The sequence below is a fragment of the Nostoc sp. ChiQUE02 genome, assembly GCF_034531305.2.
GTDB lineage: Bacteria > Cyanobacteriota > Cyanobacteriia > Cyanobacteriales > Nostocaceae > Nostoc.
The window spans coordinates 146,371-167,724 of sequence record NZ_JAVRBN020000008.1 but is presented as its reverse complement, the minus strand read 5'-3'; the positions used below and the strand labels follow the sequence as shown (position 1 = coordinate 167,724).

Genomic DNA, 21,354 nt, shown 5'->3' with positions numbered 1-21,354 from the left:
AATGAAACAACATCTTTAAGAGATGTATGTAAATAATAAAGAATTAGGAAAACTTCTAACTCTTGTACAGACGCGATTAATCGCGTCTCTCTTAACTCCTAACTTAGTACTTACTTTTATGCTTGACCTCACAAAACTAGCGCGACAAATGCAGGGTTTAAGTCAGCATCTAACATTAGAAGCTGCTGCTAGTCGCCAGCGTTTAGAATTGGCGCAACAACATCTAAAAAATGCTTACGAGTGTCAACAAGATTTAATCGACCGTCAGGAAAAATGGCGCGATCGCATTCTCTTTGCTAATGCTACCCCAATTGAACCACTAGAAACCTGTATCGATATCCCAGTTCCCCCAAAAATTCATACTGTCATCGCTACCGATGGTTCCCAAATTGCCCCCAACCATCATGAAATTGCTTACTGTTATCTTTTAAATATCGGCAGAGTCGTCTTGCACTACGGACAAAATCGCCATCCGCTACTCGATAGCTTACCAGAAGTATTTTACCGCCCAGAAGATTTATATATGTCTCGGCAGTGGGGAATTAGAACCGAAGAATGGATGAGTTTCCGCCGCACTGCATCAGAAACAACGGTGTTAGCAGAACTTGCATGTGGTGCAGCGCAAGGGAAAACACCAGCGCTAGCAATGGTAGATGGTTCGCTAATTTACTGGTTTTTAGAACAGTTACCGATGGATGCACGCGATCGCATTTTACCTCCCATCCTGGAAGCTTGGCAGCAGATGCGTGATGCTAAAATTCCGTTGATGGGCTATCTTAGCGCCTCTCGCAGCATCGAAACAATGAACTTTTTACGGTTGTTGGCTTGTCCCCATCCAGTGCCAGACTGTAAAAGTCATTGCCCAAATCAGCTAGAAAAAGTACCTTGTAAAATTTTTGAACAGTTGCGAGATACTTCTGTTTGGTCAACCCGACTCAAGCCAGGACAACGCAGTACCCTGTGGCGCAGTAATTCCCCCATTCTCGAACTTTACGGAGACCAAACTATTTACTTTTGCTACGTCCACGTTGGCACCGAAATCGCCCGAATAGAAGTTCCGGCATGGGTAGCACAGAATGCAACCATGTTAGACCAAGCACTAGGACTGATGTTAGCACAAGTGCAAAAAGGATATGGCTACCCTGTAGCGATCGCCGAAGCCCATAATCAAGCAGTGGTAAAAGGTGGCGATAGAGCGCGTTTCTTTGCCCTTCTCGAACAACAAATGATTAAAGCTGGTTTAAAAAATGTGGGAACTTCCTACAAAGAAGCCAGAAAGCGTGGGAGTATTGCGTGAAGAAGGCAGATAATTATTGAGTTTTTGTCAAAATCAACTAGAAGTTATGACGAATCAGATAAGTTTTTTTGTTATCTTTAAATTCAGGAATTGAAAGAATATATCCTGATTGACCAATGCAAATGGCAAAGGAACCAAGTTTTGGATTGAGATTCCTTTGCATCAGGTAGGGAAATCGGTAAGCTATAACGGATTTAAATTGCCTACTGATTTGCAAGGGTCAAAAGTCTAGAGGAATTATTGACTACAAACTATGCAAAATTTAAGTACATCCAACACTATAGGACTGAGTTTGGAGCTTTTTCATGTCCAAACCAACACTGCTTTTGAGTTATCACCAGATATTTCGGTGTTTCATATCGGTAAACCCAATGAGCAAATTCCGCCAAATCGCGAATGGAGGATACAAAGACACAAAGAGTTTATTCTCTCCACAGCGCCACTTGCTGTTTGAGTTCCCTCATATCCAAATAATCGTTAGCAAAAGCTTTCCATAAAAGTGGATGAGGAAGAAATCGATCATATTTTTGAATTTCCGGTGCTTCTGAAGTACTAACTAAATCTTCTTGGGTAATTCTTTGTTCACATAATGAAGTAATTTCGCGATAAAGATATTTAAATTTATCCTTGCCTAATTTGATTGTCAAATAATAGGGATTTACTCCGCCAATACTTGTAATTTCCAACGATTCTCGACAGTAGGAGTTGAGTAATCTTTCTAAGGTGCGATAAGCAACCGTACCCATCCAAGGAAAAATGCAGCATTTACCTTTTTCCAATTGCAAAATATTCTGCTTATCTAATCCAACCTGCTGCGCTAAATAGCGAACTTGAAGTAAACGTTGCAAAGCATTTTTTTGCAAGTAACTATACTCAACAGTTTCCAATAAAACTTGCTGCATTCGTTGCAAAACTTTGGTATGAATAGTACCACCACCACCACGCCAATAAATACTCGCTTTACCCTCAGCTTGTTTAACAAAAATAGCCTTCTTTTTAAAGTCAACTTCTACAACTTCCCAAGTTCTTCCAGCTAAAGCAAATTGATTGCCAACAGGAACTGGTGTGACGATACTACCAATTTCTGTTGTACCTTGCTTAACAATATATTCTTGGTGTTCAGCAAAGACAGCATAAAACTGGAATTTTCTCACTACCTTTTCTCCTGCCAAACCCAGGATTAATTTATCTTGTTCAGTATGCTGAATATGATCAATATCAATTAAATAGCGTAGCAATAGTTGAAAATCCTCTTTGGAAATCGCAGCAAAGGCTGACATACTAAAAATTTGTTTAGCTAGGGCATTAGCTGAAATTTCCCCTATTGCTGTTAAAATACTCATTGTCTGGTGATAAAGCAAACTCAAAGGATATTTAATTGGTCTGATTGGTTCAATCCATTGTTCCTCTAAATAAAGTTGAATAATAGCGATACACTGCAAAAGTTGCCAGGGGATTTGTTCTGGTAGAGAAGCTTCTGGTAATGGCTTATCTTCAGCGCAGACAAAGCGCATATCAGCAGCTTCACCTCTTCTGCCACTACGTCCCAAGCGCTGTAGAAAGCTAGCTACAGATAAGGGTGATTCTAACTGAATAACTCGCTCTAAATGACCGATATCTATGCCTAATTCTAGAGTCAGAGTAGCAGCGGTAACAGCTGGATTGTTAGGTTCGCGCATTGCATTTTCAGCAGCTTGCCGCAAGCTAGCAGATATACTTCCATGATGTACATGATATATATCTGGTAATCCCTGCTGTGTGGCAATTTGTCGTAAAGATGCAATGACAGATTCGGTACGCGTGCGATTATTAGCAAATATTAGGCATTTGCGAGACTTGCTGAGGTTAAAAATATATTGTTCATCAGCCGTCGCCTCTGATTCATCTACTTCATCAGTAATATAAAAATGTTCTACAGCTAGCTTTATTTGGCGTTTTATACCGTCAATTTTTGGTGTTATGACTGGCTTATCTGTTCCTGAACGCAACCACTCTTCAGCTATTGAGTAATCACCAAGAGTCGCCGATAAACCAATACGGCGCGGTTGTTTTTTTGTCAACTTTGTTAAACGTTGTAATTGGCAAATAATTTGACAGCCGCGTTCTGAACCCATAAAGGCGTGAATTTCATCAATGATGACAAACCTCAAATCACCAAATAAGCGAATTAGGTCGTTATTTTTGTTAATTAACAAACTTTCTAGAGATTCTGGTGTAATTTGTAGAATACCTTGAGGATTCTTTAAAAGTTTGTTTTTTCGAGTTTGCGAAACATCACCGTGCCAGTGCCAAACTGGAATATCTGCTTCTTTGAGTAAGTCGTTGAGGCGCTCAAATTGATCATTAATTAAAGCTTTGATTGGACTAATGTATAATGCCCCTATGCTAGCAGCAGGGTTAGTATGTAATAGAGTCAAAACTGGTAGAAAGGCTGCTTCTGTTTTACCGGCAGCAGTTGCAGCAGTAACTAGCAAGTGAGCATCAGTATCAAATATAACTTGACAGGCCGCAATTTGAACTGGTCGTAATTCACTCCACTGGTGATAATAAATATATTCTTGGATGAAAGGTGCGAGTTGGCTAAAAGCATTGCTCATATTTTTATGGGTAAAATTAGTAACAGGTAATAAATTGACTACTAAATTATGACCCATTGTTTATAGCGATTCCCATCTTGGAAAGGTATGTTTTCAAAGCTATTAACCTTGGTAAAAATTTTCCCCAAAATCGCCACGCTCGCAGCAACCAGTGCTGCTTTTACTGTTGCGATTGCTGCTACTAACAACCCAGCACAAGTTATTAAGTTGAACTTTAACTGGCTAGGTGATGCTGGTTATTCAGCAACAGGTTCATTCAGCTACAGCAAAACTACAGCACCTACAATTATTTCAGAAAGCGAGCTTGCCAAATTTACTGAGTTTCTATTCTAGCCCCAATAGTTCAGTGAACTGTTGGGGCTAGAATAGAAACTCATTGGTTCGTCATTAACACTTTTACAAAGCTCAGTGCTGAGTGCAATTAATTTTACTTTTTACTCAACACTCAGCACTGTTTTAGTCAGTGCCTTTGAACTATTAAAAAAATTGAGATGCTTCCCAATGAATACAATACTGATGACTTGGTTAAAAATACTTCATGTGCCAGTTTAAAAGGCGGAATGAGGGTTATATGCACGATCGTAAATATAATGCTACAATCCCCCAAGTATAAATTTAATCATTAGTTCAGAAACAACCAGACCAAGTATTGTCATAATCACCAGAAACTAAAGGCTATGCCTATAAGAACCTAACCTGTTTACACAAGGTGATGTTCTGGTTATTAAGTCTTTTATGCAGTACAAAAATTCTATTTTAAAAATCAATCAATAAAATTTATAAACAATGTTGAAGTCAGTAGGCGTGAATAATTAAAGGTTTGTAGTAAGCGGCTTTAACCCCTGAAATAGGGCTGGATCAGCTTACTACGAGGCATTTTAATTAATTCTATATTGCCAACACATAGTTTGATTTATTCTTGCCCACTTGCCTTAACGCAATTTTAATCAGGTAATCTTACAAGTTAAAATAAATAATAAAAATAGCAGGGTCTACTGGCTATTAAGGAATAAATTCGATCATCTCAGTCTGTCTTCACGAAATTTACAAATAGCTCATGCACATTCTGATTTATTCCTACAACTATCATCCAGAGCCGATTGGAATTGCTCCGCTAATGACTGAATTGGCAGAAGGACTAGTAAAGCGAGGTCATGAAGTGCGAGTGATTACAGGAATGCCCAACTATCCTCAGCGCGAGATTTACCATGGGTATCGGGGTAAGTTGTATCTTACTGAAGAAAAAAATGGCGTCACTATTCAGCGAAGTTACCTCCGAATTAAGTCTAAACCTAACCTGGTGGATCGGCTGTTGCTGGAGTTGAGCTTTGTTTTCACTAGCTTACCCCAAGCCTTTAAAGGCGGACGCCCAGATGTGATTATTTTAACTGTTCCACCTCTATTCGGTACGTTACCAGTAACAATATTTGGTTGGTTATACAACTGCCCAGTAGTTCTGAATGTGCAAGATATTTTACCAGAAGCTGCGGTACGTATCGGGCTATTAAAAAACAAGTGGATGATCCGAACTCTTGCAGCCCTAGAGAAACTTGCATATCGGACTGCACATACTATTAGTGTGATCGCTGATGGCTTTCGTGAGAATTTAGTGAATAAGGGAGTACCTGTTAATAAAATTGTTTGTATTCCCAATTGGGTAAATGTAAATTTTATCCACCCTTTACCGAAACAGAACAACTCTTGGACATCTAGCCATCAACTCAATGGAAAATTTGTAGTACTTTATTCGGGCAACATTGCTCTAACGCAAGGTTTAGAAACAGTAATAGAAGCAGCAGTTTGCTTGCGCTATATCAAGGATATTGTCTTTGTGATCGTTGGCGAATCAAGAGCATTGCAAAGGTTGCAGGAATATTGTCTCTTAAATGGAGCAGATAATGTTTTGCTGCTACCGTTGCAGCCACGAGAAAAACTACCCGAAATGCTAGCAGCATCTGATGTCGGGCTGATTGTGCAAAAGCGCAATGTGATTTCGTTCAATATGCCTTCAAAAATACCACTGCTGTTGGCGAGTGGTCGCCCGATTGTGGGTTCAGTTCCTGCTACTGGTACTGCTGCTAAAGCAATCCAACTCAGCGGTGGTGGAATAATTGTTGAGCCAGAATCACCTGATGCAATAGCCGCAGCTGTGTATGATTTATATGCTAATCCTACTTTAGGGGCGAGGCTAGGTAACACAGGAAGACAGTTTGCCGAAGAAAATTATTCTTTGGAGCAAGCACTTGACCGGTATGAAGGGCTGCTTTCTCATATTGTTGCTAACCGAAAATCTACTGTGGGGATCTTACCGGATTTAGATTCTAAGAAATCAGTTGTGGATGGTTAAAGGGGATTGGAGACTGCTCTAAATTTCTGGGATCTCGCTTAATTAGCGAAGACCAGGCGACTGGAAAGACAAAACTCTGATTAGGAAAAATTAAATCACCCATTCGGGTGAGTTAAAAATCATCCGATCGGGTGACCTAAGTGTAGGAAGTTGAGACTGCTCGAAAATAGGACTCTAGAGAATACTGATTGATTGCACGTCGTTCTTGGTGAGGATAACTCGATGAAACTTGCAACCTTGATTAACAGAGCTGAATTAATCAGCGTAGGCGTAGCCCTATGGGGAAGCAAGCTACGCGCAGCGTGTCGCAGACAAGCCTATCGTAGAGAAGGCATCGCTCCATACCCTTTTCTTCCCTAGATCCAGTATTCACTACGACTCAAGAGCGATAAACTCATCTGTAACTTATACCAATCTCGTGTTCTGTGTGGTTATAATGCAAGCAAGCACTTGCAAACCCTCACGGAAAACTTAGCATCAAGGACAGCACAGACTCGTGCACGCTTGATCAAGGCGGCAACTAAGGTGTTTGCAACGGCAGGTTTAACCGCAGCTATAAGGCGAGAAATTGCTCGTGTTGCTGTTGTCAATGAGGTAAGTTTATTTCGTCATTTCCAGAAGAAAGAGCAATTACTAGCTGCTGTGATTACTGAAGCGATCGCTTTACAGGCAGAAGCTTTAGTTCATAACGACGACTGGACTCAAGACCCATACATTGACCTCAAGAATTATGCAAGGCTTTGCAACCACATGATAGAGGAGCATAAAGACCTGATTCGGACATTTATTCGGGAAGCAAAGCAACACCCCCAAGCTGCCCGCCTGATCTTATACGAAACTAAAAAATCGCTGCGCGAACCCCTGGTTGTGTACTTGCAGAAGAGTCAAGAGAAGTGCACATTGTCTTCAGATATAGATTTGAAAGCATCTGTGGATAGTTTCACGGGTATGTTGCTTCACAGTATGCTGCATTTTAGCGATATCGCTACCACGCTAAATTACAGTCGTCAATGCTACATGGAAACTTGTGTCAATTTATTTGTGCCCGGTATTAGCACTTTGCCATTGCAGGAGGCAGGAGATTCAGTTGATTCTCTTGCAACAAGATAAACCGTGTTTTCTCTCTGAGCTAAAGTGATGTGTTTATACTGACTAAAAAAGTTTTATAAATTACACTTTAAAAAAAACTGACAGGAGTTAAGTAATTTACAAAATAACCATAATTTGCTTAAGAATATTTGTTTGTTTTAGGTGCTAGACATCGTGAGCGATCGCCCAAATATCCAAATACATATTTGTCACCAAACATCAAGAGAAAAGGTCTAAAAAACTATTCAAACAAAGCTTTTGTAGCCAAGAGTAGATTGCCCAAGTCTAAATCCACAAGACGAGAAACCGAAGATGTCCCATTCTGAGTTCCCTGATTCTCCCCTGCCCGTTGAAATAAAACAGCCTGCTGTTAATGATTCTAGTCAGGAATCGCAACCATTGTTGGAGCGATCGCCTAAGACACCTCAAAAGCGGCGTTGGCCCCTGCTGTTGGGAATCTTTCTATTAATTGCAGGTGTTGGTTTTGGTTGGCGCTGGTGGCAAACTAGTAATGCTAGCAATGCACCATCGGGTGCTGGAGCACCTGCTGGTCAACCTATAGCTTCTGTCAAGCTAGCAACTGTGGAAACTGAAACTGTGCAGGAAAGTTCGGAGTTTATTGGCTCCTTAGAGGCTCCACGTTCGGTAATCATCAAGCCACAGGTTGAAGGACGAGTTACCCAGATTTTCGTCCAAGAGGGCAACCGTGTTCAACAAGGGCAAGTCATTATTAGCCTGGAAAGTGATAATGTCCAAGCTCAATTATTACAAGCAAAAGCTGGACTAGAACAAGCTCAAGCACGTCTTGCTGAACTCAAAGCGGGTACGCGACAAGAAGAAATTGCCCAAGCTAGAGCGCAGTTAGCCCAAGCCCAAGCTCGGTTTAGAGATGCCCAATCGGGATCGCAACCAGAAGAAATTGCTCAGGCTGAGGCTCAAATTCAGTCAGCTAAATCTGATGTGGAGCTAGCACAGTCACGAGCCAAGCGATACGCACAATTAAGGAAAGAGGGTGCAGTTTCCCAAGATGTCTTAGAAGGATATGTCAAAGAACAGCAAAGTGCTGAAGCTGCCCTTGTGGTAGCCCAAAAACGCTTAGACCAAGTTCGCAAAAGCAGAAATTCTAGTATCAATGAGCTAGCTGGTGCGCTCGAACAACAGAAACAAAACTTAAGGCAACTAGAAAATGGTTCTCGCCCAGAAGAAATTGCCCAAGCGCGATCGCAAGTAAGTCAAGCAGCTGCCCAAGTCCAAGCTGCTCAAGTCCAACTGCAATACACAAAAGTCCTTGCTCCTTTCACTGGTATTGTTGGTGATATTCCCACGAAGGTGGGAGATTATGTGGAAAAAGCAGACCAGCTCACTACGCTGACTAGAAATGACTCTTTAGAACTAAATATTTCCGTTCCACTGGCCGAAGCCAAAAAGTTGCGCTTGGGATTACCAGTACAAATGCTGGATGCCCAAGATAAACCCATAGCTACTGGTAAGGTGAGTTTCATCTCCCCAGACGCCAGTTTAGATTCACAGACAGTTTTGGCTAAAGCCAACTTTGGTAATTCTAGAAGACAACTGGTCAATCGCCAGACAGTCCAAACTAAAGTGATCTGGAACGAACGTCCGGGAATCTTAATTCCAGTTACAGCAGTATCTCGCTTGGGCGGGGAGACTTTCGTGTTTGTGGCTCAAGCGCCGCAGGAAAAGTCTAAACCTGGAGCACCTAACCTAGTAGCTCAACAAAAACCCGTGAAATTAGGAGTCATTGAGGGGAATAATTATCAAGTTATCGAAGGATTAAAGGCTGGGGACAAAATTGTTGTTTCCGGTATTCTCAACCTCACCAATGGCGCTCCCATCGCTCCTGCACCGGAACAAGTGGGTAGCCAAAAGCCTTAGTTATTGAGGCAATGGAACAAGTTGCTAAAGAAGTTTTACCACCGGGTTATGGCTACGAATGGTCAGGAACTGCATTAGAAGAAATAGACTCTGCTGGTTTAGCACCTTTGATATTTGGATTAGGACTAGTCTTTGTATTTGTGGTACTAGCTGCTCAATACGAGAACTACGTTGATCCCTTCATCATTCTATTATCAGTTACCTTAGCTATTTTTGGAGCACTTATAGCTCAATCAATGCGGGGTTTTGCTAATGATGTTTACTGTCAAATTGGATTAGTAATGTTGATTGGTTTAGCGAGTAAAAACGCTATTTTGATTGTGGAATTTGCTAACCAATTACGAAAGCGAGGGTTTTCAATTACCAAGGCATTAATTGAGGCTTCACAAGAGCGGTTACGGACAATTTTGATGACTGTTTTTTCTATTTTGTTGGGGTTTTTCCGTTGACTACTGCCACAGGTGCAGGAGCGGCTAGTCGCCAATCTTTGGGAACGGCAGTATTTGGAGGGATGTTAATCGCTACTTTCTTGAGTTTGTTTGTAGTGCCGATTTTATATATCGTGATTAAGACGATAACCGAGCGATTTATCAAACCAAGGCATCAAGAACTACAAGCAGAAGCAGTGTCAGTGAATGGCAGCACTGCTGTATATTCAACAAAAGCTGAGGATTGAGTATCTCTGTTTTTCAGATAATTTCGCCCAATTGTAGCGGCAGTTCATCACCCTCTTAACTGTCGCTACATATCCTAAAATGAAACAGTAGAGAAGACTACTTTCTCAGGGGAATGCATGAAAATCGCTATTGGCAGTGATGAACGCACCAACCTTACTGATAGGATACTGGAAGAACTTAAGCAGGGTGGGCATGAAGTTATACCCTTCGGTTCCCTAGCCGAGAATGATTCTGAAGTCGATTGGCCTCTCAGTTGTAGTAAAGTTGCTTTGGCAGTGGCAACCCAGAAAGCAGATGAGGGAATTGTCTTTTGTTGGACTGGTACTGGCGCATCTATTGCTGCTAACAAAGTCTCTGGGATACGTGCAGCATTGTGCCATGATGCTGAGACTGCACGCGGGGCCAGGATCTGGAATCATGCGAATGTTCTTGTATTAAGTTTACGTGCAACTACAGAAGCGATCGCTAAAGAAATATTAGATGCCTGGTTTAACACACCCTATTCTGAAGATGAGTGGAACCTCCTGCAAATCAAACGAATTAGCCAGCTAGAGAAAAAGGTTTAATTTGTAGACAGATTGCAAAAATTCCACAATGCCCTCAAAAGTTTTAGGTGGGCATGATAGCAAACCCAAATGTAAAGTTAAATCAAGACAATGCCAACAATCGCAGTCAATCCGTATCTCGATCGCAATTTTGCTCCAGTCCGTGAAGAAATCACTACCGACAAATTGCAAGTCATCGGTGAGTTACCCCCTGATTTATCGGGGATGTTTGTGCGGAATGGCCCTAATCCTCAATGGACACCTATCGGTCAATATCATTGGTTTGATGGGGATGGTATGTTGCATGGTGTGCAAATTAACAACGGCATAGCCACTTATCGTAACCGCTACGTCCAGACAACCGGATGGAAAAAAGAACGAGAAGCGGGTAAGGCTCTCTGGAGTGGGTTATTAGAACCACCGCAAATGGATAACCCCCACGGTGGCTACAAAAACACCGCCAATACTGCCTTAGTGTGGCACGCTGGTCAGATGTTGGCGCTGAATGAGGGAGGTAAACCTCACGCCATAAAGCTTCCTGAATTAGAAACCATTGGCGAGTATAACTACAATGGCAAGCTGGTTTCTGCCTTCACAGCCCATCCCAAGGTAGATCCGGTTACGGGCGAAATGATCTTCTTTGGCTACTCTCTGTTTATGCCACCGTACGTGCAATATAGTGTGGTCTCAGCACAAGGCGAACTGTTGCAGACAGTGCCAATTGAACTGCCAATAGGAGTGATGATGCACGATTTTGCCATCACTGAAAACTACACGATTTTCATGGATTTGCCGTTGACTTTCAACCCTGAAAGAGCGCAACGGGGAGAACCTGTAATGATGTTTGAGCGCGATCGCTCTAGTCGCTTCGGCATATTACCACGTCACGGAGACAACAGTAATATCCGCTGGTTTGACAGTCCCTCTTGCTACGTCTTCCATACTCTCAACGCCTACGAAGAAGGAGACGAAGTTGTGCTTATCGCTTGTCGCATGAGTTCCACTACAGTCTTGAGTTCAGATGATTCGCAACTCGACCCAGAAGGAAATATCCCCCGTTTGCATCGTTGGAGATTTAACCTGAACACGGGGACAGTACGTGAAGAAATGTTGGATGATGTAGCTTCAGAATTTCCCCGCATCAACGAAAACCTATTGGGGCAACCAAACCGATATGGCTACACTAACAAAATGGCAAACAGTCCCCTACCTTTATTTGAAGGTATCATCAAATACGACCTCAGCAGTGGAAATTCCCAAACCCATGAATACGGAGAAGGACGCTACGGCGGTGAAGCTGTGTTTGCGCCACGTCCTGGTGCAACGGTTGAGGATGATGGTTGGCTTGTGACTTTCCTCCACGATGAGGGTTCCAACACTTCAGAATTGGTAGTGGTGAATGCTCAAGATGTAACTGCTGAACCTGTAGCGCGGGTAATAATTCCCCAGCGTGTGCCTTATGGGTTTCATGGTGCTTGGGTTGCAGGGGAATAACGTTAGGTAGATAATACTGTTTGGTTAAGGCAACAGACGCGATAAATCGCCGTCTCTACAAAGGACTAATTATTGTAGAGACGGCGATTTATCGCGTCTTTGAACCTCGACGTTGAGCCTTTGAACCTCGACGTTGCGCCTTTGAGCCTCGAAGTTGCGCCTTTGAACCTCGAAGTTGCGCCTTTGAACCTCGACGTTGAGCCTTTGAACCTCGACGTTGAGCCTTTGAGCCTCGAAGTTGCACCTTTGAGCCTCGACGTTGAGCCTTTGAGCCTCGAAGTTGCACCTTTGAGCCTCGAAGTTGCGCCTTTGAGCCTCGAAGTTGCGCCTTTGAGCCTCGAAGTTGCGCCTTTGAGCCTCGAAGTTGCACCTTTGAGCCTCAACTCAGAAATATATCTAACCATTCCTGAATTTACAGGGGTGAGCGTGTAGTAAAATTTGCTCACCTCTGTAAAGTGGAACATGGCTTTAGATTTCTCCAGTCAAAATCTTCGAGGACGCAACTTCAAAGGTAGACAAGACCTTGCGGGTGCAAACTTTAGCTATGCCGATATTCGAGGAGCAAACTTCACCAACGCTAATTTAAAAGGGGCAAATTTTAGCCATGCTAAAGCAGGACTGCAACGACATTGGGTAATTTTCCTAGTCCTTGTCTCATGGCTGTTGTCGGGACTGTCAGGATTTATCTGGTACATAAATAGTTATTTGGTATCGCTAATATTTGACACCTCTAAATTAGAAAACCAGATCGCGGGTTGGACTACTTTAATAATATTGATTGTCTTCTTTTTCGTCACAATTCGCCAAGGAGTAGGAGCTGGTTTAGGAGCTTTCGTTATAGCTGTAGCCTTTGCTGGAGCCGGATCTGTAACCTTAACCGCAGCCTTCAGTGGATACTTTACCAAAGCTTTTGCTGGAACTTTCGCCGAAGCTTTCACTAAAATCGGAATCGGAGGAGGCATAGCTTTTATCGGAACCGTCGCAGGAGCCTTAGCAGGAGCAGGAACTTTAACAGGAGCTTTAGCAGGAGCAGGAGCCTTAGCAGGAGCAGGAACTTTAACCTTAGTCTTAGCCTTAGCAGGAGCTCTAACCGTAGCCTTAGTCTTAGCTTTAACCTTCAGTTTCGCTTTTGCTTTTACTTTTGCTGGAGCTGGAGCGTTACTTAGCATTTTCATTGGTTGGCAAGCTATCAAAGGAGATGAAAAATATGCTTTAGTTCGTAATATTGCGATCGCTTTTGCAGCTACAGGAGGTACAAGCTTTCGTGGCGCTGATTTAACCAATGCTAATTTCACCCAAACTACGCTCAAAAGTACAGATTTCCGCAACACTATCCTTATTTGTAGCTGTTGGCATCAAGCTAAAATGCTTGACCGTGTTCGCCCTGGTTTAACTTATCTGCAAAACCCACAAGTACGTCAATTGCTAGTTACCGGACAGGGACAAGATAAAAACTTTGACCGTCAAAACCTGCGGGGTATCAACTTACAAAGAGCTAACTTAGCAGATGCCAGTTTTATCGGAGCTGATCTAAGTGAAGCAAACTTGCAAGATGCCAATTTGTCAAGAGCAAAGCTTAAGCAAACGCAACTAGATGGCACAGATTTAACAGGTGCAACTCTCACCGGCGCGTACATTGAAGATTGGGGGATTACAAATACAACTAAATTACATGGTGTGAGGTGTGAATATGTCTTCATGCGCTTACCCACCAAAGAAAACCCCGACCCCCTCCGCAAACCTGATAATAAACAAGAAGTATTCGAAGAAGGAGATTTTGCCGACTTTATCCAGCCTATTTTTGACACCCTCGACCTTTATCACAATCAAGGTGTTGACCCCCGTGCTGTTGCGATCGCTTTTAAAAACCTTACACAAAACCATCCAGAAGCCGAATTAGAAATTGTGGCAATGGAGAAACGCGGCAATGATAAATTCTTACTGAGAGCTAAAACCGCAGCAGGTAGCGATAAATCTCAACTGAGTGCAGAATATTTTGATGACTATAATCAACTCAAAGCGTTATCGCAGAGTCAGCAATTATTGCTTGTAGAAAAAAGCAATCGCATTCGTAATTTAGAAATTATGGTAACAACTGCACTCCAGCAGCCGAAATCTTATACACAAGGAAATACCATCATGTCTGATATCAGCGGCATCAATATTCAAGGTAGCAGTAATGTCAGCGGTATTGCTGGGAATAGTTCCGTTGCGAATCTAGGAACCATCAGTGGTAATGTGAGTATTGCCCTCAATCAGTTGTCTGATTCACCGTCAGCAGATAAACCGGGAATTAAAGAATTATTGACGCAGTTGCAAGAAGCAATTTCCCAATCCTCAGATTTGCCAGATGAAGAGAAAGCTGAGGCGCTGGAACAGGTGAAAACTTTAGCTGAAGCGGGTAAAACTCCTCAAGAATCCACTAAGCAAAAAACTGCAAAAACCGCAATCACAATGTTGAAAGGAATATTTTCTAGTTTACCTGCTGTCGCTTCTCTAGTGGAAACAGCTAATAAATTATTGCCTGCGATCGCCAAGCTATTCAGTTTGGGATAATTTTGACAGTATCCTTTAGTTATTGGATACTTTTGCTCTCAATAAATCAAAAACTTCCATTCCCTCTTGTAAGAACAATTCAATCTGTTCTGGTTCAAGACGTACATTTTCACGGTAATAGATCAAGCAGGAGTCAGCTGCCTCTAAACATGGCGTTGTTTGTATAGCTGGGTAGAATCCTATTTTGGCTTCAAAAAAAGAAAGTACATTGTCAGTAAATATCTGGCGAATGCCTTGCTCATCACTACCCCTTAACAGATATTGTTCATAAAATCTGGGATAGTTTTCAAACTTAATATCCTGATATCCTAAAAAATGACTGAGTTGATCTAAAATCCCTTTTGGTTTTAAGAAAAATTTACAAAAACGCATATTATCGTCATACAAAAAAGCTACTGTTTGCCAATGTTCGTATCTGGTTTTAGCACTAGATATTGAGTATCTGTATTCAAAAATGTATATTTTAAAGTTTTTTATTTCTTTCGACAAGATATTCTTAACTAGCTTTCTTCCTCCTTTATTGAACAGTCTAAAATTATGTAAATTCTGTATAATGTTATTACTGTCTTCTGCTAAAAAGTTCATTTTTAACTGAGCAAAAATAAGTTTTATTTTGTCACTTCTTTTCTGTTCCTTTTTGTTTTCCCATTGAAAATATAAAATATTTATAACAACAGCTACAAAAGTAAAAAATACTATAATGGTAACAAAGTCTCTAGACATAGAATATACGATTTTAGATTTTAAATTTTGGATTGGGAATGAGGCATTGTGCAGAGGGGAAAACTCTTCTCCCTTGCTCTCTGCTCCCTGCTTCTTTCCCACTCCCCGTTCCCCATCTCAAATTATTTATCTCTATAACCTCCAGCGTAGTTAATTACACAAATTGTTCTATATGATTTGTGAGTTCCATAAGCAACACCAGAGACTTTAAAAGCGCCGTTAAAAATGTTTTTTCGATGACCGCGATCGCGCACACCATCATCAATAATTAATTGCATGACGATATCTTGAGCGGTGTTTGGGCCATAACTGATATTTTCACCTGCGGTTGTTTGCCATTTACCATAACGGTTGATGCGAGTAAAAGGACTGCTACCATCGCTACCATCATGACCTGTAGCGCCTTTTGGCCCTTGGTCTTTAACGTGGTCTTTTGCTCCTAAAGACATGCCCTTAGATGCACTCAACGCTCCTACAGGCCGTGCTGATTTCAAAAATGCGATCGCTTCATCAACAGCTTTGACTCCTTCTTGAGTTCGCAAATAGGTATTATTAGAAATTTTGACTCGGTTTCCCTCAAAGCGCTTTCTATAGTTTTCCAGAATTGGGAGGTATGCCTTGGGATTTGTTCGTACCTTATTTGTTTCAACAATTACCTGTTGTTCCAGCGGTGAAAGGTAACTTGCCTTGGCTAACAAAGTCGGACTAGTTTGTGGAACTAATGCTGGGTTAGAGTTGGCTACAGACGGGTTAGATTGAAACAGTTGATCTGAGCAGCCGAATATCAAGGCAATTGGCAAAAATACCCAAAATTTCATGCGACGCATCCATTACCTCACAATTTTTCTATGGATTAATTTAGTGAATTAGAAGAAATAAGAATTTTCAACGCACAGATAAGTCTATAGACGCTTCTGCCGTTAGAAACGATATTAGAACTTAAGTGAGTTCGCCAAAGAAAGCGCAGATTAATGCGCCAATAATATAGATAAAGTTGCGATTGCCTTTGTTCCTAAAGTGTTACAAAGCTATCACTTAATACCTGTTGTAACCTCGATAACACTAAAACGTAAATAACAACAAAAATCTTTTCATATTCTGACGCCTGCTTTCAAATTTACACTTTCAAAAACCAGCGTTGCCGATACATCAAAACACCAACAGCCCACCACAACAACACGGTGACTAGGGCAAACAATAGGGAACCATTCAAAACCCCCGCCCAAGATGCGAAAAAATTCTGGTAAATCCAATTGTAGGTACTGGGAGCGTCTTTGTCTGTGCCAATAGTGGTTTTGACTAAAATTTTAATCAACAAAACGGATGCAACGAAAAGAGCGATCGCATTTAAGCCCATAATTTCAAAAGGTTTACTCCAGCGACGCATCAGCCGTACTTCGATGAGTTCATAACAAGCTGCTAACAACAGTAACGCCCAACCGCTGGTAAAGACTACATAGGAACTTGTCCACAGCTTTTTGTTAATGGGGAATGTCCACCCCCATACCCAACCAATAATTAAGCAACCAACTCCAAATAACGCTAAACCTATACTTGTGCGTGACTGTACTGGTTGACTGCGTATCCATTGCCCAGTGAAGTAGCCAGCGAGGACATTTACTATAGCGGGAATAGTACTGAAAAGTCCTTCTGGATCTCCCATAAACTTGAAACCATCACCTTTATATAAATGTGCTTTCGGAATAATTAGGCGGTCAACATAAGCGCCAAAATTACCTTCCCGCGTCAGAAATCCCGCACCATAATCGGGTACTGGTACATACATCATCATTAGCCAGTAGCCGATGAGTAGTACTGCTGCTAGTATCCATTGACCTTTACGCGGAAGGTTGAGAACAGCCAGGGAAGCCAGTAGATAGGTAAGGCTGATCCGCTGCAACACTCCCATAATGCGGATGCTATTCAAATCAAAAGTCCAAACACCCTGATTCCAAAAGCCATTTAGCAGCAATCCTAAGGCAAAGAGAATGGCGGCGCGGCGCAATATCCGCCAGTAAATAGCTGAGGTTGGTTTATTGCCTTCGGTGTACTTTGACAATGAGAAAGCCATCGCTACACCAACAATGAAGAGAAAGAAGGGAAATACTAAGTCAGTTGGTGTGCAGCCATGCCAATCGGCGTGGGCTAAGGGAGGATATACATCATCTGCGACTCCCGCCATATTGACGAGAATCATTCCAGCGATAGTAATACCGCGAAAAACATCCAGTGAAGTCAGGCGCATAAACGGAATTTTATGTTACATGAGTATCTAAGCTACTCCGCTTGATGCAGGTAATCAAGCAAAATTTATAGACTTGGATACAAGGTAAAATTTTGTTAAGTAATTACCACCACTCGCTATGCCAATCAAAGTTGGAGATACAGCTCCTGATTTCACTCTACCTGCCCAAAACGGCTCAACAATTAGCCTCCAAGATTTTCGCGGCAAAAAAGCTGTTGTCCTATATTTTTATCCCAAAGACGACACACCTGGATGTACGGCTGAATCCTGCGCCTTTCGCGATCAGTATGAAGTGTTTAAAACTGCTGGCGCTGAAGTTGTCGGCGTGAGTGCTGACTCCAGCGAATCTCACCAGCGATTTGCTGCGAAATACAATCTACCTTTTACTCTGTTAACTGACAAAGGTGACCAAGTGCGGAAGCTATATGGTGCAACAGCGGCCTTTGGCTTATTCCCTGGTCGTGTTACTTACGTTATTGACCAACAGGGAGTTGTGCAATACGTGTTTGATTCAATGTTTAACTTTAAAGGTCACGTTGAGGAAGCGCTGAAAACGCTGCAACAACTTGTAAAATAAGGGATTGGGTACTGGGGATTGAGAAACTCTTTCCCAATCCCCAGTCCCTAATTCCCAGTCCCTATTTACTCGAATGCGACTTTTCCGGCATGGCAACATTAGCGTGGCTTGACTTGCCATTCTTGCCGTTAGTATGTCCGTTACCATTGCGGGGATGAATTACACCATAACCGCCGTGGTTGCGTTCGTAAATTACATTAATCTCTCCAGTTTCAGAATTGCGGAACATATAAAAGTCGTGTCCCACAAGTTGCAGTTGTTCCAGGGCTTCTGCAAGGGTCATCGGCGGCATAGAAAAATATTTGGTGCGAACGACTTCGTTGGGCAATTCGGGGATGCGATCGCCAATTAAATCTGTGACTACCGTCTCTGCAACAACTACTTCTGTTGGTAGGGCATGAGTTTTCTGATCTTGACGCCGTTCTTTGTACTTCCGCAGTTGACGGGCAATTTTATCTGCAACTAAGTCAATACTGGCATAGAGGTTTTCGCTGCTTTCCTCGGCACGGATAACGCTTCCATTAGCGTAAATAGTTACTTCAGCTGCTTGTCTTGGATTAATTCGGGGATTACGGGCTACGCTAAGATGCACATCCACTTCATTTGTAATGCTCTGAAAGTGACTAACTGCTTTTTCAATCTTTTGATGTACATACTCACGAATTGCTTCGGTGATTTCAATATTTTTGCCGTGGATGACAAGCTTCATGTAAACTCTCCCACTGAATATTTAATGTGTGAATTTGCTTTGTATGAAAAGAAATTGCGGTAAGGTCTATTACTCCCGCCAAAACAAATTGTGAACTTTTTCTATGTACTGCCCGTAAGCCGTCTCTAAGCTTACTACATCTGGGTTTTTGCTCATTATACCCTTGATTTTCCTCATCTCTGCGCTGATATCCAATTGGATATTCACCTAGAACTCTTTGGTGAGGAAATTTGAGCAGTAACTTCTGTAACTGTCTTCTGTGTTAAAACAACGCTTACAGAACTGTTAATAGTTGCTCCTTCTGTGTTCGGTTGAAGTTTGCTTGCTGTTGTTCAATAATCCAAATCTTTGTGGAAATTTGATTCTGTTTTAAATGCAAAGTATGAGAGTCATCAGCCAGTACATTCGTCTTTATTGTCTTGGCATGATGCTTATTGCAGAGAATTCCTCCTAAAACCTATTGAGGTTGTATATTCAAGCTAGCACTTTGTATTTTCTAATGCATGTTCCCTTGACTTTCCTTTAAAATCCTTTGCAAATCTTGACATTTTTTGACTCCAATCCTGTAACTTGAAATATATTTCGTCCCCAATCCAAGTTGATTTTTGGCATGATCCCTAGTATAGAACCACACAAAAACCGTTGTTTGCTGTATAACCAAGGATTGATGCCTTACTCAGAAGCTCATGGATGGCAGCGATCGCTCCTGACTGAGCGCATCCATGACCCCAGTCTAGATGACGTGTTAATTTTGCTAGAACATCCACCTGTCTACACTTTAGGGCAAGGAGCCAACTCAGATTTTCTCAAATTTGATATTGACAAAAGTCAGTATAATGTGCATAGAGTTGAACGAGGCGGCGAGGTTACTTACCATTGTCCCGGTCAACTGGTGGGGTATCCAATTTTAAATCTGCAACGTTATCGTAAAGACCTCCATTGGTACTTACGGCAACTCGAAGAAGTAATAATTCGCGTATTGGCAGTTTATGGGTTGCAGGGAGAAAGAATTCCGGCTTTTACTGGCGTTTGGTTACAAGGGCGAAAAGTTGCGGCTATTGGTATAAAAGTCAGCCGTTGGATTACCATGCACGGCTTTGCATTAAATGTTTGTCCAGATATGACAGGCTTTGAGCGCATTGTACCCTGTGGTATCTCTGATAAACCAGTAGGCAGTTTAGCCGAATGGATTCCTGGTATTACCTGCCAAGAAGTGCGTTTTTATGTAGCACAGTCCTTTACGGAAGTCTTTGGTGTGGAATTAATCGAATCTCAGGCTGAAGGATTTTTCCGGTCTGAGTAAATTCAGCTTGTAATTATGTAATAAATACTATAGCAGTCCTATTTAAATTGTGAGACACTTATGAGAGTAGTCCATATTTAATATTATCAAAATAACTATTTAACTGCGGTTGTCAAAGCTAAAATTTGATTATTTACAAATTTTTATCCTAACTTTTTACGGCTGACAAGCACAATTTTGCGCGTGAATTACTTAAATAATCTTCAGGTATATGCCCCATCGTTAACATCTCTGAGAGAACGTGATTGGACAGCTTTAATAGAACTATTTGATAGAGACGACGGTGATGAAATTGAAGCCGACATCAGCGGTAGTTTGTTTTGGCTGATACCTGAACCTTGTTGGGAGGACGATCCCTTTGATTTCTTGCGCGAGTACCTTTAAAGAGTGCTGAGTGCTGAGTGATGAGTTCAAAAGAAGCCTTTAATTTATAACTCCTAACTCCTGTACAAACGCGATTAATCGCGTCTCTAACTCTTAACTATCTGCTATTGAGGCGACTGAGGAAAATACGTAGGCGATCGCTTTGAGGATTAGTCAGCACTTCATAGGCTGGGCCTTGTTCTGTCACAATACCTTTGTCTAAAAATATCACCTGATGGGCTACTTCTTTTGCAAATTGCATTTCATGTGTGACAACCACCATTGTCATGCCTTCTGCTGCTAATTGTTGCATCACTTGCAGAACTTCGCCGACGAGTTCGGGATCTAGGGCGCTGGTAGGTTCGTCAAATAGCATGATTTGGGGATTCATACATAAACTACGGGCGATGCCTACGCTACTCGTTGCTTTTGTCCTCCAGAAAGTTGTTCGGGATAAGCAGAGGCTTTGTCAAATAAGCCAACTTTTTCTAAATACAATCTCGCTAATTCGGCGCTTTCTTTCGGTGTTTTACCCAAGACTTTCCGAGGGGCGAGTGTCATATTTTCCAGAACGCTGAGATGGGGAAACAGGTTGAATTGCTGGAAAACCATGCCTACTTGTGTCCGTAGTTGCCGCAGTTGGCTATAGTTGACAGTGGGTCGGGATACGTTGATACCGTTGACTATCAAGCGTCCTTTGTCAATGGTTTCTAGTCGATTGAAGCAGCGTAGTAGGGTACTTTTACCACAGCCGGAGGAACCGACAACTGCGATGACTTTTCCCCGATTGATTTCGCCTGTGATTCCTTTGAGGACTTTTAGGGAACCAAAATTTTTTTCGATATTGTCAAAAATAATGGCGGGGATAGTATTGTTCATTACTTATGTCAAGCTGCTCTACAGTTGATTGTAATGTTTTAAGAAACCGCAGAGGCA

The 21,354-nt window shown here is 41.9% G+C and carries 19 protein-coding genes and 2 pseudogenes; 15 read left to right on the top strand and 6 right to left on the bottom strand.

Translation table 11 applies throughout. From position 1 onward, the window contains the following. Positions 1 to 118: 118 nt before the first annotated feature. Complete coding sequence (locus RM347_RS11250; protein ID WP_322721989.1) at positions 119 to 1,297, top strand: DNA double-strand break repair nuclease NurA; 1,179 nt, start codon at positions 119 to 121, stop codon at positions 1,295 to 1,297. A gap of 253 nt (positions 1,298 to 1,550) precedes the next feature. After that, positions 1,551 to 1,751 (top strand): hypothetical protein, encoded by a 201-nt coding sequence (locus RM347_RS11245; RefSeq protein WP_322721902.1) that lies wholly within the window; start codon positions 1,551 to 1,553, stop codon positions 1,749 to 1,751. Here the strand turns inward: RM347_RS11245 and RM347_RS11240 are convergent. Further along, complete coding sequence (locus RM347_RS11240; RefSeq protein ID WP_322721988.1) at positions 1,720 to 3,894, bottom strand: DEAD/DEAH box helicase; 2,175 nt, start codon at positions 3,892 to 3,894, stop codon at positions 1,720 to 1,722. The genes RM347_RS11245 and RM347_RS11240 overlap by 32 nt on opposite strands. 87 nt (positions 3,895 to 3,981) lie before the next feature. Here RM347_RS11240 and RM347_RS11235 point away from each other — a divergent pair, with 87 nt between their 5' ends. The 10 genes and pseudogenes from RM347_RS11235 (at position 3,982) to RM347_RS11190 (ending at position 14,498) form a co-directional block, all read left to right on the top strand. After that, complete coding sequence (locus RM347_RS11235; protein WP_322721901.1) at positions 3,982 to 4,227, top strand: hypothetical protein; 246 nt, start codon at positions 3,982 to 3,984, stop codon at positions 4,225 to 4,227. Positions 4,228 to 4,951: 724 nt separating this feature from the next. Beyond that, positions 4,952 to 6,241, top strand: coding sequence for a glycosyltransferase family 4 protein (locus tag RM347_RS11230; protein WP_322721900.1), 1,290 nt, complete (start codon positions 4,952 to 4,954; stop codon positions 6,239 to 6,241). Between the two features lie 222 nt (positions 6,242 to 6,463). After that, positions 6,464 to 6,601, top strand: coding sequence for a hypothetical protein (locus RM347_RS11225; protein ID WP_322721899.1), 138 nt, complete (start codon positions 6,464 to 6,466; stop codon positions 6,599 to 6,601). Positions 6,602 to 6,691: 90 nt separating this feature from the next. Next, positions 6,692 to 7,351: a TetR/AcrR family transcriptional regulator gene (locus RM347_RS11220; RefSeq protein WP_322721898.1), complete on the top strand. Its 660-nt coding sequence runs from the start codon at positions 6,692 to 6,694 to the stop codon at positions 7,349 to 7,351. 291 nt (positions 7,352 to 7,642) lie between these two features. Further along, entirely contained in the window at positions 7,643 to 9,226 is a 1,584-nt protein-coding gene (locus tag RM347_RS11215; RefSeq protein ID WP_322721897.1) for an efflux RND transporter periplasmic adaptor subunit, read from the top strand. Positions 9,227 to 9,228: 2 nt separating this feature from the next. After that, positions 9,229 to 9,902: pseudogene (locus tag RM347_RS11210) on the top strand (efflux RND transporter permease subunit); the annotation flags it as partial. 117 nt (positions 9,903 to 10,019) lie between these two features. After that, the gene (locus RM347_RS11205; RefSeq protein WP_322721896.1) at positions 10,020 to 10,469 is read left to right on the top strand and encodes an RpiB/LacA/LacB family sugar-phosphate isomerase; all 450 of its coding nucleotides are present in this window, start codon (positions 10,020 to 10,022) and stop codon (positions 10,467 to 10,469) included. Between the two features lie 90 nt (positions 10,470 to 10,559). Continuing rightward, on the top strand, positions 10,560 to 11,942 hold the full coding sequence (locus tag RM347_RS11200; RefSeq protein WP_322721895.1) for a carotenoid oxygenase family protein: 1,383 nt from the start codon (positions 10,560 to 10,562) through the stop codon (positions 11,940 to 11,942). Between the two features lie 99 nt (positions 11,943 to 12,041). After that, entirely contained in the window at positions 12,042 to 12,374 is a 333-nt protein-coding gene (locus tag RM347_RS11195) for a hypothetical protein (protein WP_322721894.1), read from the top strand. Positions 12,375 to 12,404: 30 nt separating this feature from the next. Next, positions 12,405 to 14,498 (top strand): pentapeptide repeat-containing protein, encoded by a 2,094-nt coding sequence (locus RM347_RS11190; protein WP_322721893.1) that lies wholly within the window; start codon positions 12,405 to 12,407, stop codon positions 14,496 to 14,498. A gap of 15 nt (positions 14,499 to 14,513) precedes the next feature. Here RM347_RS11190 and RM347_RS11185 read toward each other — a convergent pair whose 3' ends face one another. The 3 genes from RM347_RS11185 to RM347_RS11175 all read right to left on the bottom strand — a co-directional run bounded on the left by RM347_RS11185 (position 14,514) and on the right by RM347_RS11175 (position 17,466). After that, positions 14,514 to 15,323 carry a hypothetical protein gene (locus RM347_RS11185; protein WP_322721892.1) on the bottom strand — a complete coding sequence of 270 codons (810 nt, stop codon included), beginning with the start codon at positions 15,321 to 15,323 and terminating at the stop codon, positions 14,514 to 14,516. Between the two features lie 20 nt (positions 15,324 to 15,343). Then, positions 15,344 to 16,048, bottom strand: coding sequence for a CAP domain-containing protein (locus RM347_RS11180; RefSeq protein WP_322721891.1), 705 nt, complete (start codon positions 16,046 to 16,048; stop codon positions 15,344 to 15,346). Between the two features lie 290 nt (positions 16,049 to 16,338). Then, positions 16,339 to 17,466 (bottom strand): acyltransferase family protein, encoded by a 1,128-nt coding sequence (locus tag RM347_RS11175; protein ID WP_322721890.1) that lies wholly within the window; start codon positions 17,464 to 17,466, stop codon positions 16,339 to 16,341. 118 nt (positions 17,467 to 17,584) lie between these two features. On the opposite strand from RM347_RS11175, the gene RM347_RS11170 reads away from it, so the two are divergent. Then, positions 17,585 to 18,043: a peroxiredoxin gene (locus RM347_RS11170; RefSeq protein ID WP_322721889.1), complete on the top strand. Its 459-nt coding sequence runs from the start codon at positions 17,585 to 17,587 to the stop codon at positions 18,041 to 18,043. Positions 18,044 to 18,104: 61 nt separating this feature from the next. Here RM347_RS11170 and hpf read toward each other — a convergent pair whose 3' ends face one another. Beyond that, complete coding sequence (gene hpf, locus RM347_RS11165; protein ID WP_322721888.1) at positions 18,105 to 18,752, bottom strand: ribosome hibernation-promoting factor, HPF/YfiA family; 648 nt, start codon at positions 18,750 to 18,752, stop codon at positions 18,105 to 18,107. A 610-nt stretch (positions 18,753 to 19,362) separates the two neighbouring features. Between hpf and lipB the strand changes: the two genes are divergently transcribed. Together lipB and RM347_RS11155 are read left to right on the top strand one after the other, a co-directional pair. Next, positions 19,363 to 20,055, top strand: a complete 693-nt coding sequence (gene lipB / locus RM347_RS11160; RefSeq protein ID WP_322721887.1) for a lipoyl(octanoyl) transferase LipB — start codon at positions 19,363 to 19,365, stop codon at positions 20,053 to 20,055. A gap of 183 nt (positions 20,056 to 20,238) precedes the next feature. Continuing rightward, a complete protein-coding gene (locus RM347_RS11155) occupies positions 20,239 to 20,439 on the top strand; it encodes a hypothetical protein (protein WP_322721886.1) in 201 nt (66 codons plus the stop codon). Positions 20,440 to 20,536: 97 nt separating this feature from the next. On the opposite strand, the pseudogene RM347_RS11150 reads toward RM347_RS11155, so the two are convergent. Beyond that, positions 20,537 to 21,297, bottom strand: a pseudogene (locus RM347_RS11150) (amino acid ABC transporter ATP-binding protein). Positions 21,298 to 21,354: the final 57 nt, after the last annotated feature.

Excerpts from the sequence above, each read along its gene's own strand:
- RM347_RS11250 (WP_322721989.1), top strand. The coding sequence starts at position 119 with ATGCTTGACCTCACAAAACTAGCGCGACAAATGCAGGGTTTAAGTCAG.
- RM347_RS11245 (WP_322721902.1), top strand. The coding sequence starts at position 1,551 with ATGCAAAATTTAAGTACATCCAACACTATAGGACTGAGTTTGGAGCTT.
- RM347_RS11240 (WP_322721988.1), bottom strand. The coding sequence starts at position 3,894 with ATGAGCAATGCTTTTAGCCAACTCGCACCTTTCATCCAAGAATATATT.
- RM347_RS11235 (WP_322721901.1), top strand. The coding sequence starts at position 3,982 with ATGTTTTCAAAGCTATTAACCTTGGTAAAAATTTTCCCCAAAATCGCC.
- RM347_RS11230 (WP_322721900.1), top strand. The coding sequence starts at position 4,952 with ATGCACATTCTGATTTATTCCTACAACTATCATCCAGAGCCGATTGGA.
- RM347_RS11225 (WP_322721899.1), top strand. The coding sequence starts at position 6,464 with ATGAAACTTGCAACCTTGATTAACAGAGCTGAATTAATCAGCGTAGGC.
- RM347_RS11215 (WP_322721897.1), top strand. The coding sequence starts at position 7,643 with ATGTCCCATTCTGAGTTCCCTGATTCTCCCCTGCCCGTTGAAATAAAA.
- RM347_RS11205 (WP_322721896.1), top strand. The coding sequence starts at position 10,020 with ATGAAAATCGCTATTGGCAGTGATGAACGCACCAACCTTACTGATAGG.
- RM347_RS11200 (WP_322721895.1), top strand. The coding sequence starts at position 10,560 with ATGCCAACAATCGCAGTCAATCCGTATCTCGATCGCAATTTTGCTCCA.
- RM347_RS11190 (WP_322721893.1), top strand. The coding sequence starts at position 12,405 with ATGGCTTTAGATTTCTCCAGTCAAAATCTTCGAGGACGCAACTTCAAA.
- RM347_RS11180 (WP_322721891.1), bottom strand. The coding sequence starts at position 16,048 with ATGCGTCGCATGAAATTTTGGGTATTTTTGCCAATTGCCTTGATATTC.
- RM347_RS11175 (WP_322721890.1), bottom strand. The coding sequence starts at position 17,466 with ATGCGCCTGACTTCACTGGATGTTTTTCGCGGTATTACTATCGCTGGA.
- RM347_RS11170 (WP_322721889.1), top strand. The coding sequence starts at position 17,585 with ATGCCAATCAAAGTTGGAGATACAGCTCCTGATTTCACTCTACCTGCC.
- hpf (WP_322721888.1), bottom strand. The coding sequence starts at position 18,752 with ATGAAGCTTGTCATCCACGGCAAAAATATTGAAATCACCGAAGCAATT.
- lipB (WP_322721887.1), top strand. The coding sequence starts at position 19,363 with ATGATCCCTAGTATAGAACCACACAAAAACCGTTGTTTGCTGTATAAC.